The sequence below is a fragment of the Nocardioides mesophilus genome (genome assembly GCF_014395785.1).
GTDB lineage: Bacteria > Actinomycetota > Actinomycetes > Propionibacteriales > Nocardioidaceae > Nocardioides_B > Nocardioides_B mesophilus.
Map to the genome: position 1 here is coordinate 827,970 of NZ_CP060713.1, position 14,827 is coordinate 842,796.

At 72.1% G+C, this 14,827-nt stretch carries 11 protein-coding genes; 3 read left to right on the forward strand and 8 right to left on the reverse strand.

Annotation, left to right across the window (positions count from 1 at the left end; all coding sequences use genetic code 11):
* From H9L09_RS03955 to ligD (H9L09_RS03965), 3 genes are all read right to left on the reverse strand, one after another.
* The gene (locus tag H9L09_RS03955) at nt 1-900 is read right to left on the reverse strand and encodes a hypothetical protein (protein ID WP_187579430.1); all 900 of its coding nucleotides are present in this window, start codon (nt 898-900) and stop codon (nt 1-3) included.
* Between the two features lie 159 nt (nt 901-1,059).
* The gene (gene ligD / locus H9L09_RS03960; protein WP_187579431.1) at nt 1,060-1,965 is read right to left on the reverse strand and encodes a non-homologous end-joining DNA ligase; all 906 of its coding nucleotides are present in this window, start codon (nt 1,963-1,965) and stop codon (nt 1,060-1,062) included.
* Complete coding sequence (gene ligD / locus H9L09_RS03965; RefSeq protein WP_187579432.1) at nt 1,955-2,911, reverse strand: non-homologous end-joining DNA ligase; 957 nt, start codon at nt 2,909-2,911, stop codon at nt 1,955-1,957. Before ligD (H9L09_RS03965) ends, ligD (H9L09_RS03960) begins: the two co-directional genes overlap by 11 nt.
* 175 nt (nt 2,912-3,086) lie before the next feature.
* Here ligD (H9L09_RS03965) and ku point away from each other — a divergent pair, with 175 nt between their 5' ends.
* The gene (gene ku / locus H9L09_RS03970) at nt 3,087-4,076 is read left to right on the forward strand and encodes a non-homologous end joining protein Ku (RefSeq protein WP_187579433.1); all 990 of its coding nucleotides are present in this window, start codon (nt 3,087-3,089) and stop codon (nt 4,074-4,076) included.
* A 35-nt stretch (nt 4,077-4,111) separates the two neighbouring features.
* Here the strand turns inward: ku and H9L09_RS03975 are convergent, their stop codons facing one another.
* The 4 genes from H9L09_RS03975 to H9L09_RS03990 all read right to left on the reverse strand — a co-directional run bounded on the left by H9L09_RS03975 (nt 4,112) and on the right by H9L09_RS03990 (nt 12,862).
* The gene (locus tag H9L09_RS03975; RefSeq protein ID WP_187579434.1) at nt 4,112-5,506 is read right to left on the reverse strand and encodes an amidase; all 1,395 of its coding nucleotides are present in this window, start codon (nt 5,504-5,506) and stop codon (nt 4,112-4,114) included.
* 17 nt (nt 5,507-5,523) lie between these two features.
* On the reverse strand, nt 5,524-6,807 hold the full coding sequence (locus H9L09_RS03980; RefSeq protein WP_187579435.1) for an ArgE/DapE family deacylase: 1,284 nt from the start codon (nt 6,805-6,807) through the stop codon (nt 5,524-5,526).
* Nucleotides 6,808-6,885: 78 nt separating this feature from the next.
* Complete coding sequence (locus H9L09_RS03985) at nt 6,886-11,775, reverse strand: NAD-glutamate dehydrogenase (protein WP_187579436.1); 4,890 nt, start codon at nt 11,773-11,775, stop codon at nt 6,886-6,888.
* A 208-nt stretch (nt 11,776-11,983) separates the two neighbouring features.
* A complete protein-coding gene (locus H9L09_RS03990; protein WP_246456254.1) occupies nt 11,984-12,862 on the reverse strand; it encodes a tryptophan 2,3-dioxygenase in 879 nt (292 codons plus the stop codon).
* A 60-nt stretch (nt 12,863-12,922) separates the two neighbouring features.
* Here H9L09_RS03990 and H9L09_RS03995 point away from each other — a divergent pair, with 60 nt between their 5' ends.
* On the forward strand, nt 12,923-13,405 hold the full coding sequence (locus tag H9L09_RS03995) for a DUF2505 domain-containing protein (protein WP_187579437.1): 483 nt from the start codon (nt 12,923-12,925) through the stop codon (nt 13,403-13,405).
* A gap of 12 nt (nt 13,406-13,417) precedes the next feature.
* On the opposite strand, the gene H9L09_RS04000 is transcribed toward H9L09_RS03995, so the two are convergent.
* The gene (locus tag H9L09_RS04000) at nt 13,418-13,648 is read right to left on the reverse strand and encodes a hypothetical protein (RefSeq protein WP_187579438.1); all 231 of its coding nucleotides are present in this window, start codon (nt 13,646-13,648) and stop codon (nt 13,418-13,420) included.
* A 101-nt stretch (nt 13,649-13,749) separates the two neighbouring features.
* Between H9L09_RS04000 and H9L09_RS04005 the strand changes: the two genes are divergently transcribed.
* Complete coding sequence (locus H9L09_RS04005; protein ID WP_187579439.1) at nt 13,750-14,823, forward strand: alkene reductase; 1,074 nt, start codon at nt 13,750-13,752, stop codon at nt 14,821-14,823.
* Nucleotides 14,824-14,827: the final 4 nt, after the last annotated feature.

Consider the following 14,827-nt stretch of genomic DNA (forward strand, 5'->3'; position numbering starts at 1 on the left):
TCAGCGACGTGCGCGATCCCAGGCTCGGGTCGTTGCGCACACTCGGGTCGATAAAGCTGGATCCGCCTCCGCCGCCGCCGGGGTAGTTGTTCGCGTAGGGGCTGCCGCCCCCGCCGCCGTAGTAGTAGCCGGCCCCGCCCCGCCGCCGCCGTCCCCGGGGTAGTAGCACGGGTTGGCCTCCCGGACACCCGCGGCGTCACCGCCCTTGCCGTTGGACAGGAAGCCACCCCAGCTGCCGGCATTGCCGTCGGAGCAGTAGCCGGGATCGTGACCTGCGGCGCCGCCGCTGCCGCCGCCGGTGGCCGTCGCGCCGCCACCGCCGCCACCGTCCACGGCATAGTTGAAGCCGCCGTTTCCGCCGGCTGTCGCGCCCGTACCTGCGTCCGCGTTGCCTCCGACCGCATGCGGTCTGTTGGTCGCGAGGTCGTTGCCGCCGCCTCCTCCGCCACCGGCCACCGCGAGCGCATGCTGACAGCCGTCCGACCCTGCCGTGGAGAGGTACTGGGCAGCTCCTCCGTTTCCGCCGGCCTCACCGGTGAACGTCGTGCCGTCAAAGACCCTGCTTCCGGCGCCCTGCCCGCCAGGTGCGCCCCTCAGCGTTCCGACGGTGAGGACCTGGCCCGGCGAGACCGCGACCTCAGCGACCAGGGTCGAGCCAAGGCCACCGGTCGACAGTCCTTTGGTCTCGCCCTTCTGGCCGCGCAGCACCGTCCGGACGGCGGTGACGCCGCTCGCAGGCACCGTGTACGTTCCGGTCGGCTGGAGGTTCGCCGACGTGAAGCAGGGAGTGCTGAACGTGGGGGCGGCGGCCGACGCGGGCCCGGCAGCCACGAAGGACAGTCCTCCGCTGGCGACCAGGATTGCACCGGCCATGCCGAGGACGACGGACTTGTGACTCATGCGGTTCTCCCCCGGCGGCTGTAGCCGCAGCAAGCGCCCGCGGTGCTGTCCATATTGGCGATTTTGTCGCCCTTGCACCATGCCCGTTCGGGCCAGTCCGGCTAGTCATTTGTAGCCGGTCCGCGGCCGCTACCGCTGCGCGAGCGCCGTTCGGGCGGCTCAGGCCTGGTGCAGCAGGTCCCCGAAGATGTCGCCGTGCGCCTCGACCCGGGCGAGCACCTCGTCCATCAGCAGGTGGTCGATCTCCTCGGGATCGGCGGCACCGGCCTCGATCTCCTCCCAGGTGCGCGGCGCGGCGACGTACGGCTGGGCCCGGCCGCGCAACGAGTACGGCGAGATCGTGGTCTTGCTGCCGGTGTTCTGCGACCAGTCGAGGAAGACCTTGCCGGGGCGCAGCGCCTTGGTCATCTTCCACACCACCAGGTCGCCCCGCTCCTCCGCCATCTCCTGCGCGATCTGCTGGGCGAGGTCGCGCACCTCGTCGGCGTTCTTCTTCCCCGGCAGCGCGGCGTACAGGTGCAGCCCCTTGCTGCCGCTGGTCACCGGCGCCGAGGCCAGCCCCATCTCCGCAAGCCGGTCGCGCACCAGCAGCGCCACCTGGCAGCACTCCCCCAGCCCGGCGGGGGCACCGGGGTCGAGGTCGATGACCAGCCGGTCGGGGTTCTTCGGCCGGCCGTTGCCGCCGACCTTCCACTGGTGCACGTGCAGCTCAAGCGACGCCAGGTTCACCAGGTAGGTCAGCGTCGCGAGGTCGTCGATGACCGGGTAGTAGATCGTGTCGCCGCCGCCGCGCGAGCCGGTCGAGGACATCTTCACGGTGCGCAGCCACGACGGCGCGCCCGAGGGCTGGTTCTTCTCGAAGAACTGGTTGCCGCCGGTGCCGTCCGGCCAGCGGATCCGGGTCACCGCCCGGTCCGCCACGTGCGGCAGCAGCACCGGCGCCACCTGGGCGTAGTAGTGCAGCACCTCGCCCTTGGTGGTGCCGGTCATCGGGTAGAGCACCTTGTCCAGGTTGGAGATCTTCAGCGTCCGGCCGTCGACCTCCACCATCACCTCACCCGGCATCTGCGCCCTCCCCCGGCTCGGTCAGGTCGGCCGGGTCCAGGTCCTCGCGGACCCCGAGGTACGCCGGCTGCCGCAGCCGGCCGCCGGAGGTGACGTTGAGCGCCGCGATCTCGACAACCACCTCGGGGCGCAGCCAGGTGGTGCCCTGCGCGTCGACCCGCGGCACCTCGTCGACGAACGGCGAGCCGTCGGTCTCCAGCGGTCGCAGCAGCTCCAGCAGCTGCTGGCCGGACCGGCCGGCGATCCCGCTGCCGACCCGACCGCGGTAGAGCAGCCCGCCCTCGGCCGGGACCCCGACCAGCACGGCACCGATTCGGGTGGTGCTGCCGGTCTCGACCCGCCAGCCGCCGACGACGTACGAGCCGCTCGCGCGGTGCGGGAACTTCAGCCAGTCCTTGCTGCGCCGCCCCGGGTGGTAGGCCGAGGAGCGCTTCTTGCTGACGACGCCCTCGAGGCCCTGCGCGGCGGTGGCCTCCAGCAGCATCGCGCCGTCGTCGTACGTCGCCGGCACCTGCCAGTGCGGGCCGGCCAGGCCGAGCCCCTCCAACGCCGTACGCCGTTGCGAGAGCGGCCGGCCGGTGAAGTCCTCCCCGTCCAGCTCCAGCAGGTCGAAGACGATCAGCGTCACCGGGTTCGACTCCGCGAGCGACCGCGCCCGGGCCGGCTGGCGCACGTGCATCCGGTCCGCGAGCGCGCTGAACGACGGCACCCCGCCGGCGAACGCGACCACCTCGCCGTCGAGCAGCACCTCGTGGTCGCCGAGCGCCTCGACCAGCCCGGCCAGCTCCGGGTAGGCGATCGTCACGTCGTTCTCGTTGCGGGAGAAGAGCTGCAGCCGGCCGCCGGCGACCCGCACCAGCACCCGCATGCCGTCCCACTTCACCTCGTGCAGCCACGCCGCACCCGTGGGCACGGTGGTGCCGCGCGTGGCCAGCATCGGACGCATGGGTACATCCTGACCGATCCGAGCGCCCGGAAACGCGGTCGCCACGACTCGGGGGTGGCATCAGCGAGCCGGATGGGTACACGCTGACCGATGAGTACGGTGATCCCACCGGGTCAACCCGGTGAGGGTCGGGCCAGGGCAGGGTCAGGAATCGGGGAAGGACGGGTGCACGCGCATGCGAGCGATCTGGAAGGGCGCCGTGTCGTTCGGGCTGGTGAGCGTGCCCGTGAAGCTGTACGCCGCCACCGAGAGCCATGACATCTCGTTCCGGCAGGTGCACGCCAAGGACGGCGGCCGGATCAAGTACCAGCGGGTCTGCAGCATCGACGGCGAGGAGGTCGCCTACGCCGACATCGCCAAGGGCTACGAGACCGACGACGGCCAGATGGTGATCCTCAGCGAGGACGACTTCGCCGAGCTGCCGGCCAGCAGCAGCCGCGAGATCTCCGTGGAGAAGTTCGTGCCCCGCGAGCAGATCGAGCCGATGTGGCTGGAGAAGTCCTACTACCTCGAGCCGGACAAGGCCGCCGCCAAGCCCTACGCGCTGCTCCGCGAGGCGCTCAAGGAGGCCGACCGGGTGGCGGTGGTGACGGTGTCGCTGCGCTCCCGGATGACCACCGCGGTGCTGCGGGTGCGCGACGACGTGATCGTCATGCAGACGATGATGTGGCCCGACGAGATCCGCCAGCCTGACTTCGGCGGCCTCGACGCGGCCGACATGGACGTCAAGCCGCAAGAGCTGAAGATGGCCAAGATGCTCGTCGAGACGCTGGCCGGCGACTACGACCCCTCCGAGTACGACGACGACTACCAGGAGGCGCTCGAGGCGCTGGTCCGGGCCAAGCTCGAGGGCGGCGAGGTGCAGCACCTCGAGCAGCCGAAGCCGACCGGCGGCGAGGTGGTCGACCTGCTCGCCGCGCTGCAGAAGTCGGTGGCGGCGGCGAAGTCCTCACGCGGCGAGGAGGCCGCCGAGGCGACCGGGTCGGGCGAGGAGGCCGAGGCCGAGGAGCCGGAGGAGAAGCCGGCCCGGAAGAGCCCGGCCAGGAAGACCGCCGCCAAGGCCCCCGCGAAGAAGACGGCCGCCAAGAAGGCACCGGCGAAGAAGGCCGCGCAGTCCACCTCGAAGAAGCCGGCGGCGAAGAAGACCGCGCGCAAGGCCAGCTGAGTCTCGGCACGCCGACCGCCGCCGGCTGCCGGGACTCAGCAGCCGGGCGGCCGCCGGTGCGCCCACGGCAGCTCGGCCTCGAGCTGCGCCGACAGCGAGAGCAGCGTGGTCTCGTCCGCGGTGCGGCCCACGAGCTGCACCGCGAGCGGCAGCCCGTCGGCGCCGATCCCGGCAGGCACGGAGGCGGCCGGGTTGCCGGTCACGTTCCACATCGCGGTGTAGGCGATCATCGGCATCGAGCGCAGGGACGCCCGGATGGTGCCGGCTCCGTCGAGCACCCCGACCGCCGCCGGCCGCGGCGCGATCGTCGGGGTGAGCAGCACGTCGCAGCTCTCGAACACCCGGTTCGCCCGGACCGCGGCCTTCTCGCCCTGCCGCATCGCCCACTCCACGACCCGCGGCGTCACCCACGCCCCGAGCCGCACCGTCTGCCGGGTCCGCCGCTCCATCAGCTCCGGGTGCTCGAGAAGCTCCGCCTCGCTGCGCACCCCGCCGAGGAACTGCGGGACGAAGGCGGTGTTGACGTCGGGGTACGCCGGGTCCACCTCGTCCACGTCGTGGCCGAGCCGCGCGAGGACCGAGGCGACCTCCCGGACGACCGCGACGTGCTCGGGGTGCGGCCGGACCCCGAGGACGGCCGGCTTCGTGGACCAGCCGATCCGCAGCCGGCCGGGCTCCCGACCGACGGCCTCGACGAACGAGGTGGCCGGGTCGTCGGCGCGGAACCGGTCCCCCGGGTGGACGCCGCGGATCGCGTCGTAGACCAGCGCGCTGTCGAGCACCGAGCGGGTGAGCGGGCCGGCGGTGCCGAGCGCCCACCACAGGTGCGGGTGCGGCGCGCTGCTGACCCGGCCGCGCTGCGGCTTCAGCCCGAACAGCCCGCAGCAGGCGGCCGGGATCCGGATCGAGCCGCCGCCGTCGCCGCCCAGCGCGGCAGGCACCAGCCCGGCTGCGACGGCGGCCGCCGTACCGCCGCTCGACCCGCCGGTGGAGCGCCCCAGGTCCCACGGGTTGCGCGAGGTGCCGTGCGCCGCGGACTCGGTGAACGGCCACTGCCCGAACTCCGGCATGTTGGTCTTGCCGACGATCACCGCGCCGGCCTCCCGGAGCCGCCGGACCACCTCGCCGTCGGCGGCCACCGGCGTGGAGTTGGCCCGGCCGCCGAAGGTCGTCACCGTCCCGGCGACGTCGAGCTCCTCCTTGATCGCGACCGGCACCCCGTGCAGCGGGCCGCGCTCGCCGGTCGCGGCGTCGCGGGCGTCGGCCTCGGCCAGCGCCGCGTCGGCGAGCACCGTGGTGAACGCGTTGAGCCGGCCGTCCAGGCGCCCGATCCGGTCGAGGGTGGCGGCCACCAGCTCGCGGGAGGAGACGGCGCCGGAGCGTACGGCGTCGGCCTGACCGGCCACGCCGGCGAAGAAGAGGTCGTCCACCGGGTCGACGCTACCGCTCAGGCCGGGGCCGCGCAGCGGCGCAGGGCGAGCACCACCAGCGCCCGGGCCACCTGCACCAGCTCGCTGAGCTCGACCCGCTCCAGCGGCGCGTGCGCCCAGCTCATGTCGCCGGGGCCGTAGTGCAGCGTCGGGATCCCGCCGACGCCGGTGTAGAGGCGCATGTCGCTGCCGTAGACGCCGGCCACCGTGGGCGGGTGCGGCATCCCGCCGGCCGCGTCGACGGCGGCCGCCATCTCCCCGATGAGGGGATGGTCGTCGTCGAGCCGGCCGCTGGCGAACTGGCCGCCCGGCCAGGTCACGACCGGCCGGTTCTCGTGCAGCCACGGGTCCTTGAGCGCGACCTCGGCGACCACGTCCTCGAAGACGGTGCGGGCAAGCCGCGGGTCCTCGTCGATCTTGACCCCGAACCGGCCGTCCGCGACCAGCTTGTCCGGGACGCTGCTCGACCAGTCGCCGGTGTGCACCATGCCGAAGCTCAACGCGTAGGGAAGCTCGCTGACGAACTCGCGGTCGATGTCGCGGTTGCGCTCGGCCTCCAGCGCCATCAGCGCCGCGTGGATCGGCAGGAACGCCTCCAGGGCGCTGATGCCCTGCTTGCGCATCGAGCCGTGCGCGGAGCGGCCCACCACCTCGATCCGGAAGGTCAGCGCCCCGGCGGTCGCGGTGACGATCTTGGCGCTGGTCGGCTCGGTGATCACCGCGACGTCGCCGCGGTGCCCGCGGCGCAGGGTCGCGAACGCCCCCAGTCCGCCGTCCTCCTCCCCGACGACGGAGTGGACCGCCAGCGGCCGCTCGAGCGGGACGCCCGCGGCGCGCAGCGTCCGGAGCACGGCCAGGTTCACCGCCACGCCGGCCTTCATGTCACAGGCGCCGCGGCCGTAGAGCGCGCCGTCGAAGATCTCCGCCGAGAAGGGGTCCTGGCCGTGCCAGGTCTCGACGTGGCCCGGCGGCACCACGTCGGTGTGGCCCGACAGCACCAGCCCCGGGACGCCGTCGCCGGCGGTGGTGCCGACCACGCCCACCGCCGCGGTCCGGTCCACCTCGACTCCGGGGAACCACGGGTCACCCGCCATCTCCTCGAGGTCGATGTCCCAGCGGTCCACGTCGGTGTCGAGGTCGCGCAGCGCCCCGGCGACGTACTCCTGCACCTCGAGCTCGGCGTCGGTCCCGCCCACGCTCGGGATCCGGACGAGCTCGGCGAGCTGCTCGACGAGCACCTCCTCGTCGAGGTGCCCGAGCACGGAACGTTCGGCGGCGGACAGGGTGGCGTCGTCGGTCATGCGGGCGAGTGTGCCCGGTGCAGCCGCCTGCAGTCGCGGTTTCGTCTCAGTCCGTGTCGGTCAGGGCCGTGGCGCCCGTCACGGCGTCGCGAGCAACGTGCGCACCACCCGCAGCCCGACCGAGAGCCGGGCGAGGTCGGCCTTCTCGTCGGAGCAGATCTCGTCGAGCGTGGTGACCGCCCGGGAGACGACGACCTCGTCGTCCTCCTCCCAGTCCGCGATCCGCGACGGCACCGAGGTGTCCGCGGAGGTCTCCGCGAGCACCTGTGCGGTGAGCTGGGCGTGCACCGCGTGCAGGTCGTCGCGCAGCGCCGCCCGCGCCATCGTCTGCCAGCGGTCGTCGCGGGGCAGCGCGAGGATCCGCTCGGTGAGCGCCGAGAGGCCGAGCCGCTCCCCGAGCGCGAAGTGCACCCTGGCCACGTCGAGCGGGTCGAGCTCGTCGCGCTTGGCGATCTCCACGATGTTGAGCACGGCGTACGCCGGCGGCAGCACCGCCACCCGGGACGCGAGGTCCTCGGGGACGCCGCGGCCGACCAGCTCGTCGCGCCGGGACTGGAACGCCGCCTGCTCGCGGCCGGTGAGCAGGTTCGGCAGCTCGGCGAGCACCCGCTGGGCGACCACCCCGAAGAAGTCGACGGTCCCCTCGCTGTCCAGCGGCGGTCGGCGGTTGTTGATCAGCCAGCGCGACGCCCGCTCGACGAGCGTCCGGATCTCCAGCCGCATCTGGGTCTGCACCTGGGCCGGGATCGCGTTGTCCTGCTCGTTGATCTCGTCGATGAGGGCACGCGAGGCGAACACCTCGCGGGCCACGAAGTTCGAGCGCACCAGCTCGGCCACGCCGGCGCCGGTCTCCTCCGAGAGCCGGTGGAAGAAGGTGATCCCGGCGCCGTTGACCAGGTCGTTGACGACCTGGGTGGTGATGATCTCGCGGCGCAGCGGGTGGCTCTCCATCCGCTCCCGGTAGGTGTGCCGCATCGGGGTCGGGAAGTAGCTGAACAGGTCCGAGCGCAGGAACGGGTCGTCGGGCAGGTCGGTGGCGAGGATCTCGTCGGAGAGCACGATCTTGGTGTAGGCCAGCAGCACCGACAGCTCCGGCGGGGTCAGCCCGCGGCGCTGCTCCAGGCGGCGGGCGACGACCTTGCGGCTGGGCAGCGACTCGAGCTCGCGGTCGAGCAGCGAGGCCTTCTCCAGCCGCCTGATCCAGTCCTCGTGCACGTGCATCAGCGGCCCGGCCAACGCGGTCGCGGAGGCCAGCGCGACGTTCTGCTCGTAGTTGTCGTGCAGCACCAGCGCGCCCACCTCCTCGGTCATCGAGGCGAGCAGGTCGTTGCGCTGCTTCTGGGTGAGGTCGCCGTTGGCCACCACCTGGTCGAGCAGGATCTTGATGTTCACCTCGTGGTCGGAGGTGTCCACGCCCGCGGAGTTGTCGATGAAGTCGGTGTTGATCCGGCCACCGCCGAGGGCGTACTCGATCCGGCCCTGCTGGGTCAGGCCCAGGTTGCCGCCCTCCCCCACGCACTTGCAGCGCAGGTCGGCGCCGTGCACGCGGATCGCGTCGTTGGCCTTGTCCCCGACCTCGGCGTCGCTCTCGTGCGACGCCTTGACGTAGGTGCCGATGCCGCCGTTCCAGAGCAGGTCGACCTCGGCGAGCAGGATCGCCTTCATCAGCTCGGCGGGGGTCAGCGTGGTCACGTTCTTGGGCAGGCTCAGCGCCCGCCGGACCTGCTCGGAGACCGGGATCGACTTCGACGAGCGGGACCACACCCCGCCGCCGGCGGAGATCAGCGACTCGTCGTAGTCCTGCCAGCTCGAGCGCGGCAGGTCGAAGAGCCGGCGCCGCTCGGCGTACGACGTCGCCGCGTCCGGATCCGGGTCGAGGAAGATGTCGCGGTGGTCGAACGCGGCGACCAGCCGGGTGTGCTCGGAGAGCAGCATCCCGTTGCCGAACACGTCGCCGGACATGTCGCCGACGCCGACGCAGGTGAAGTCCTGACGCTGGCAGTCGATGCCCATCTCCCGGAAGTGCCGGCGCACCGACTCCCAGGCGCCCCGGGCGGTGATCCCCATCGCCTTGTGGTCGTAGCCCACCGAGCCGCCAGAGGCGAAGGCGTCGCCCAGCCAGAAGCCGTAGTCCTCGGCGACGCCGTTGGCGATGTCGGAGAAGGTCGCGGTGCCCTTGTCGGCTGCGACCACGAGGTAGGAGTCGTCGCCGTCGTGGCGCACGACCAGCTCCGGCGAGACCGTCTTGTCGGCGACCAGGTTGTCGGTGATGTCGAGCAGCCCGCAGATGAAGGTCTTGTAGCAGGCGATCCCCTCGGCCAGCCAGGCCTCCCGGTCCCCGGGGTCGGGCAGCTGCTTGCAGAAGAACCCGCCCTTGGCGCCGACCGGCACGATCACCGCGTTCTTGACCATCTGCGCCTTGACCAGGCCCAGTACCTCGGTGCGGAAGTCGTCGCGCCGGTCCGACCAGCGCAGGCCGCCGCGGGCGACCGCGCCGAAGCGCAGGTGCACGCCCTCGACACGTGGGGAGTAGACGAAGATCTCGTACTTCGGCCGCGGCTCGGGCAGGTCCGGGATCGCGTCCGGCTGCAGCTTCAAGGAGATGTAGGCCTTGGGCAGGCCGTCCGGGGCCTGCTGGAAGTAGTTGGTGCGCAGCGTGGCCTTGATGACGGTGAGGTAGGACCTCAGGATCCGGTCGTGGTCGAGGCTGGCCACGTCGTCGAGGGCGGAGGCCAGCCGCGACTCGATCTCGTCCATGCGGGCCACGCGCGCCTCGGCGTCGCTGGGCAGGTCGCCCTTGCGGCCGGGGTCGAACCGCGCCTCGAACAGCGCCACCAGCAGCCGGGTGATGTCGACGTTGGAGCGCAGCGCCGTCTCGATGTAGTCCAGCGCGAACGGCGTACCCCCCTGGCGGATGTACTTGGCGTAGGCACGCAGCACCGTCGCCTGCCGCCAGGTGAGGCCGGCGGCCAGCACCAGCGCGTTGAACCCGTCCACCTCGTTGAGCCCGGTCCACACCGCGGTGACGGTGTTCTGGAACAGCTCGCGGGCCCCGGAGGGCAGCGCCCTGCGGTAGCGCAGCCCGAAGTCGTAGATGTGCGACTCCCGGGGCAGGTTCAGCAGCGTGTAAGGCCGCTCGTCGACGACCTCGACGCCCATCGAGGACAGCACCGGCAGCACCTGGCTCAGCGACAGCGGCCGCCCGGTGCGGAAGATCTTGAGCCGGGCCTCCTCCGGGGCGGAGTCCATGAGCTGGTAGAAGGACAGGTCCATCCCCTCCTCGCCGGGGATGCCCTCCAACCGGCCGAGGTCCACCGCCCCGACCCGCGGGGCGTAGTCCTCCTTGTACGCCTCCGGGAACGAGTCGGCGTAGCGGCGGGCCAGCAGCGCGCCCTCCTCCTCGCCGAACTCCATGTGGGCCGCGGCGACGAAGTCGTCGCGCCAGGACCGGGCGGCCTCGGCGAGCTTGCGCTCGATGTCGGCGGAGTCGAAGAAGCCGATCGCCTGGCCTCGCTTGGGCCGCACCACGAAGTGCAGCCGGGCGAGCAGCGACTCGCTGACCCGGGCGGTGTACTCGATGGAGTCGCCGCCCAGCTCCCGCTTGAGGATCGTCGCGATCCGCTCGCGCACCGCGGTCGTGTACCGGTCCCGGGGCAGGTAGACCAGGCAGGACAGGTAGCGGCCGTAGGCGTCGCGCCGGACGAAGAGGCGGACCTGCCGGCGCTCGCGGGTGTGCAGCACGGCCTCGGCGATCGGGACCAGGTCGTCGATCGGGGTCTGGAACAGCTCGTCGCGGGGGTAGGTCTCCAGGACGTCGAGGAGCGCCTTGCCGGTGTGGCTGTGCGGGTCGAAGCCGGCCCGGTCGATCACCTGCTGCGCCTTCTCCCGGAGCACCGGGATCCGGGTCAGCGACTCGGTGTAGGCGGCCGAGGAGAACAACCCCAGGAACCGCCGCTCGCCGACGATCTCGCCGGCGGCGTCGTAGGTCTTGACCCCGACGTAGTCGAGGTAGACCGGCCGGTGCACGGTGGCCTTGGAGTTGGCCTTGGCCAGCACCAGCAGGGTGCGCTCCCGGGCCTTCTCCCGCACCAGCGGCGGCAGCTTGCCGGCCGGCGCGGTCATGTCGGGGTCGGAGCGGAGGATGCCGTAGCCGGTGCCCGGCACCGCCCGCAGGCAGACGGCGTCGGGGTCCTCGGGGTCCTCGACGCTCTCCAGGTGGTACTCCCGGTAGCCCAGGAACGTGAAGTGGTCGTCGGCCAGCCACCGCAGCAGCGCCTTGGCCTCCTCGACCTCCCCCTCCGGCAGCGGCGGCGGGTGCTCGTCGAGGTCGGCGACGATGGCGCGGGCCTGGGCGTGCATCTTGGGCCAGTCCTCGACGGCCTCCCGCACGTCCTGCAGCACCTTGACCAGCGAGGTCTCGATCTCGTGCAGCTGCTCGGGGCTCGACTCCCGGCTGATCTCCAGGTGCATCCACGACTCGCGGGACACGTCGTGCGGCTGCTCGGCCTTGTCGACCTGCTGCTCGTCGGTCAGCACCTCCACGAGCCGGCCGGTCACGTCACGGCGTACCAGCATCTGGGGGTGCACGACCATCAGCACGTCGCGGGCCTGCTCGTTGAGCACCATCGTCACCGAGTCGACGAGGAAGGGCATGTCGTCGGTGACCACCTCGACGACCGTGTGCCCGTCGGCGGACCAGCCGTGCTCGGAGACCGTCGGGGTGAACACGTGGATCTTCGCGGTGCCCTGCGGGCGCTCGGCGGCCAGCTTGTACTGGCTCATCGCGGCGCCGTACAGGTCGACCTCGCTGCGGTCGACCATGTCCTCGGGCGCGACGTGGCGGTAGTAGTAGCGCAGCAGCGTGGCGACGTGCTCGTCGGGCGGCCCCCCGGTGCCCTTGCGGTTCGCAGCGAGAGTGGCGGCCTTGTCGATCAGGTCGTCCTTGGTCTCATCCAGCGTCGATCGCACGAGGTCCGTCCTTGTCCCAGCGACGGGGCACCCCGGTAGAAGGCCACCGGACGGCCCCGGACAGCACGCCGTTGTGCCGTCGCCTACGACACTATTGCCCGGCTCGCGTCCTCACCAACACAACCCCCGTGTCGCTCCCGATCCGCAACTGCCGGGGGCGGCTCCCGGGCCGCCGTCAGACCGGTCGCGGCGCGGGCGGCGGGGCGCCTCACAGGTGCGAGCGGAGCTCCCACAGCAGCGGGTAGTAGCGCAGTTCGAGGCGGCTGCGGAGGTAGTCGGCGCCCGAGGAGCCCCCGGTGCCGGTCTTGGTGCCGATCATCCGCTCCACCATCACCACGTGGCGCGCGCGCCAGGCAGCGGCGAGCTCGTCGTGCTGCAGCAGCGCCTCGGCCAGCGCCCAGACCTCGGCGTACCCACCCCGGTCGTGCGCCGCCCGTCGGACCGAGTCGGTGACCTCCGCGTCGCTGCCCACCGGCAGGCCGCGACGAGCGAGCACGCGCAGGAACGCGTCCCACAGGGTCGGCTCCGCCAGCCGCCGGCGCAGTCGCTCCCGCTCGACCTCGGTCAGGCCCCGGAACCGCTCGACGAACGACGGGTCCTTGGCCCCGGAGAGGAACTCCAGCTCGCGGAACTGCACCGACTGGAAGCCGCTCGCCGGCGCCAGCGTCTGCCGGAACTGCAGGAAGTCCTGCGGCGTCATGGTCTCCAGCACGTCGACCTGCTGGACCAGCACGCGCTCCACGACGTGCATGCGCTGCAGCAGGTGCTGGGCCCACCAGAGCCGGTCCGCGCCAGGGGTCTCGTCGAGCATCGCGTCGCGGGCCGCGGTCGCCTCGTGCAGCAGCTGCTGGAACCACAGCTCGTAGACCTGGTGGATGGTGATGAAGAGCAGCTCGTCGTGGGCCGCGGGGTCGGACTCGAGCCGCTGCGAGGTCAGCAGCCGCTCGAGCTGGAGGTAGCCGCCGTACGTCAGCCGGGCGCCCTGCTCGCCGAAGTCCACCGGGGTGGTCTCGCTCTCGCCCCACTCACCGGTCCACCGGGATCCGGCGGGCTGCTGTCGGGGGTCGTCTGCGCTGTCTCCGCTCACCCGGCCACCGTAGTCACGCCGGGCGGTCCGCGCAGCCGGGCCTGCGGCATGATGGCCGCCATGAAGTTCTCCTTCTCGATGTCGTACGACGCCGCGCCCGACCGGGTCTACGCGATGCTGGGCGAGCCGGAGTTCCGCGAGCAGGTCTGCGCCGCCGGCTACGCGGTGCGGCACAACGTCTCGCTCACCCACTCCGGCACCGGCATGACGGTCGTGATGGACCAGTACCTCCCCACCCGCGGCATCCCGCCCGTCGCGGCGAAGTTCGTCGGCGAGGAGCTGCACATCGTGCAGACCGAGGAGTGGTCGGGCCCGGAGGGCGCCAGCCTCGACATCGCGATCCCGGGCAAGCCCGGCTGGGTGAAGGGCGCTATCACGCTGGCCGCCGCCGGCTCCCGGACGGTCGAGACCATCACCGGCGAGGTCAAGATCAACGTGCCGCTGGTCGGCGGCAAGCTGGAGAAGATGATCGAGCAGGTGATCGAGGCCGCGATGCGCAACGAGGAGCGGGTCGGGCACAGCTGGCTCGACGGCGACCGCTGACGAGGGGACGGCTCAGAGCCGCTCGCCGGGTCCCGGGCCTCCGGTGACGTCGGCCCGCGCCCCGGCCTCCTGCTGCTCGGCGGCGAGGTCGCGGCGGCGGACGACGTACACGACGACGCCGAGCACCACGAACGGCCCGAACGCGATCAGCAGCACCAGAAGCTTCTCGTAGCCGTGCAGCGCCCCCAGGTGCAGCACCGGTGGCAGCGCGAGCAGGGTGGGAACCAGCGCCGGACCGGACATGGATCACATTATGCCGGGTCAGGATTGACCGGCCGCGGGATCGGGTACAAGAAGTCGTACAAGTTTCAACGAAACTCGATCTCTCGGAGGAATTCTCCCCCATGCCGGACCTTTTCGAACCGCTCCGCATCAAGAACTGGGACCTGCCGCACCGCCTCGTGATGGCGCCGCTGACCCGCAACCGCGCAGACGCCGGGATGGTCCCCAGCGACCTCGCGGTCGAGTACTACGCCCAGCGCGCCTCCGCCGGCCTGATCATCAGCGAGGGCACCCAGCCGAGCGCCGTGGGCCAGGGCTACCTGAGCACGCCGGGCATCCACACGCCCGAGCAGGTCGAGGGATGGCGCCGCGTCGCCGACGCCGTGCACGCCGCCGGCGGCCGCATCGTGATCCAGCTCATGCACGCCGGCCGGGTCGCGCACCCCGACAACAAGGACGGCCTGGAGACGATCGCGCCCAGCGCGCTCGCCGCGCCGGACCAGATGTTCACCGCCGACGGCATGAAGCCGCACCCCGTCCCCCGCGCCGTGGCGACCGACGAGATCCCCGGTCTGGTCGAGGAGTTCGTCCACGCCGCCCGCTGCGCGGTCGAGGCCGGTGTCGACGGCGTCGAGGTGCACGCCGCGAACGGCTACCTGATCCACCAGTTCCTCGCGCCGGGCTCCAACCAGCGCACGGACGAGTACGGCGGCAGCCCGGACAACCGCGCCCGCTTCGCCATCGAGGTGACCCGCGCGGTCGCCGAGGCGATCGGCGCCGAGCGCGTCGGGATCCGGATCTCCCCCGCCCACAACATTCAGGGCGCCACCGAGACCGACCCCGACGACGTCGAGGCCACGTACTCCGCCCTGATCGAGGGCATCGCGCCGCTCGGCCTGGCCTACCTGAGCGTCCTCGCCGACCCGGCGCAGGACCTCGTGCAGCGGCTGCGCAAGGACTTCGGCGGCGTGATGATCGCCAACGACGGCTTCGCGGAGATCACCACCCGCGAGAAGGCGCAGGACGTGCTCGACGACGACCTCGCCGACGCGGTCGCGGTCGGGCGGCTGTTCCTGGCCAACCCGGACCTGCCGCGCCGCTGGCAGACCGGCGCCGCGCTGAACGAGCCGGACCCGGCGACCTTCTACGGCGGCGGCGCCGAGGGCTACACCGACTACCCGTTCCTCGACGCCTGAGCCA

What these genes read in the sequence shown, in the direction of transcription:
- H9L09_RS03955 (WP_187579430.1), bottom strand. Translation starts at nt 900, where the DNA reads ATGAGTCACAAGTCCGTCGTCCTCGGCATGGCCGGTGCAATCCTGGTC.
- ligD (WP_187579431.1), bottom strand. Translation starts at nt 1,965, where the DNA reads ATGCCGGGTGAGGTGATGGTGGAGGTCGACGGCCGGACGCTGAAGATC.
- ligD (WP_187579432.1), bottom strand. Translation starts at nt 2,911, where the DNA reads ATGCGTCCGATGCTGGCCACGCGCGGCACCACCGTGCCCACGGGTGCG.
- ku (WP_187579433.1), top strand. Translation starts at nt 3,087, where the DNA reads ATGCGAGCGATCTGGAAGGGCGCCGTGTCGTTCGGGCTGGTGAGCGTG.
- H9L09_RS03980 (WP_187579435.1), bottom strand. Translation starts at nt 6,807, where the DNA reads ATGACCGACGACGCCACCCTGTCCGCCGCCGAACGTTCCGTGCTCGGG.
- H9L09_RS03995 (WP_187579437.1), top strand. Translation starts at nt 12,923, where the DNA reads ATGAAGTTCTCCTTCTCGATGTCGTACGACGCCGCGCCCGACCGGGTC.
- H9L09_RS04000 (WP_187579438.1), bottom strand. Translation starts at nt 13,648, where the DNA reads ATGTCCGGTCCGGCGCTGGTTCCCACCCTGCTCGCGCTGCCACCGGTG.
- H9L09_RS04005 (WP_187579439.1), top strand. Translation starts at nt 13,750, where the DNA reads ATGCCGGACCTTTTCGAACCGCTCCGCATCAAGAACTGGGACCTGCCG.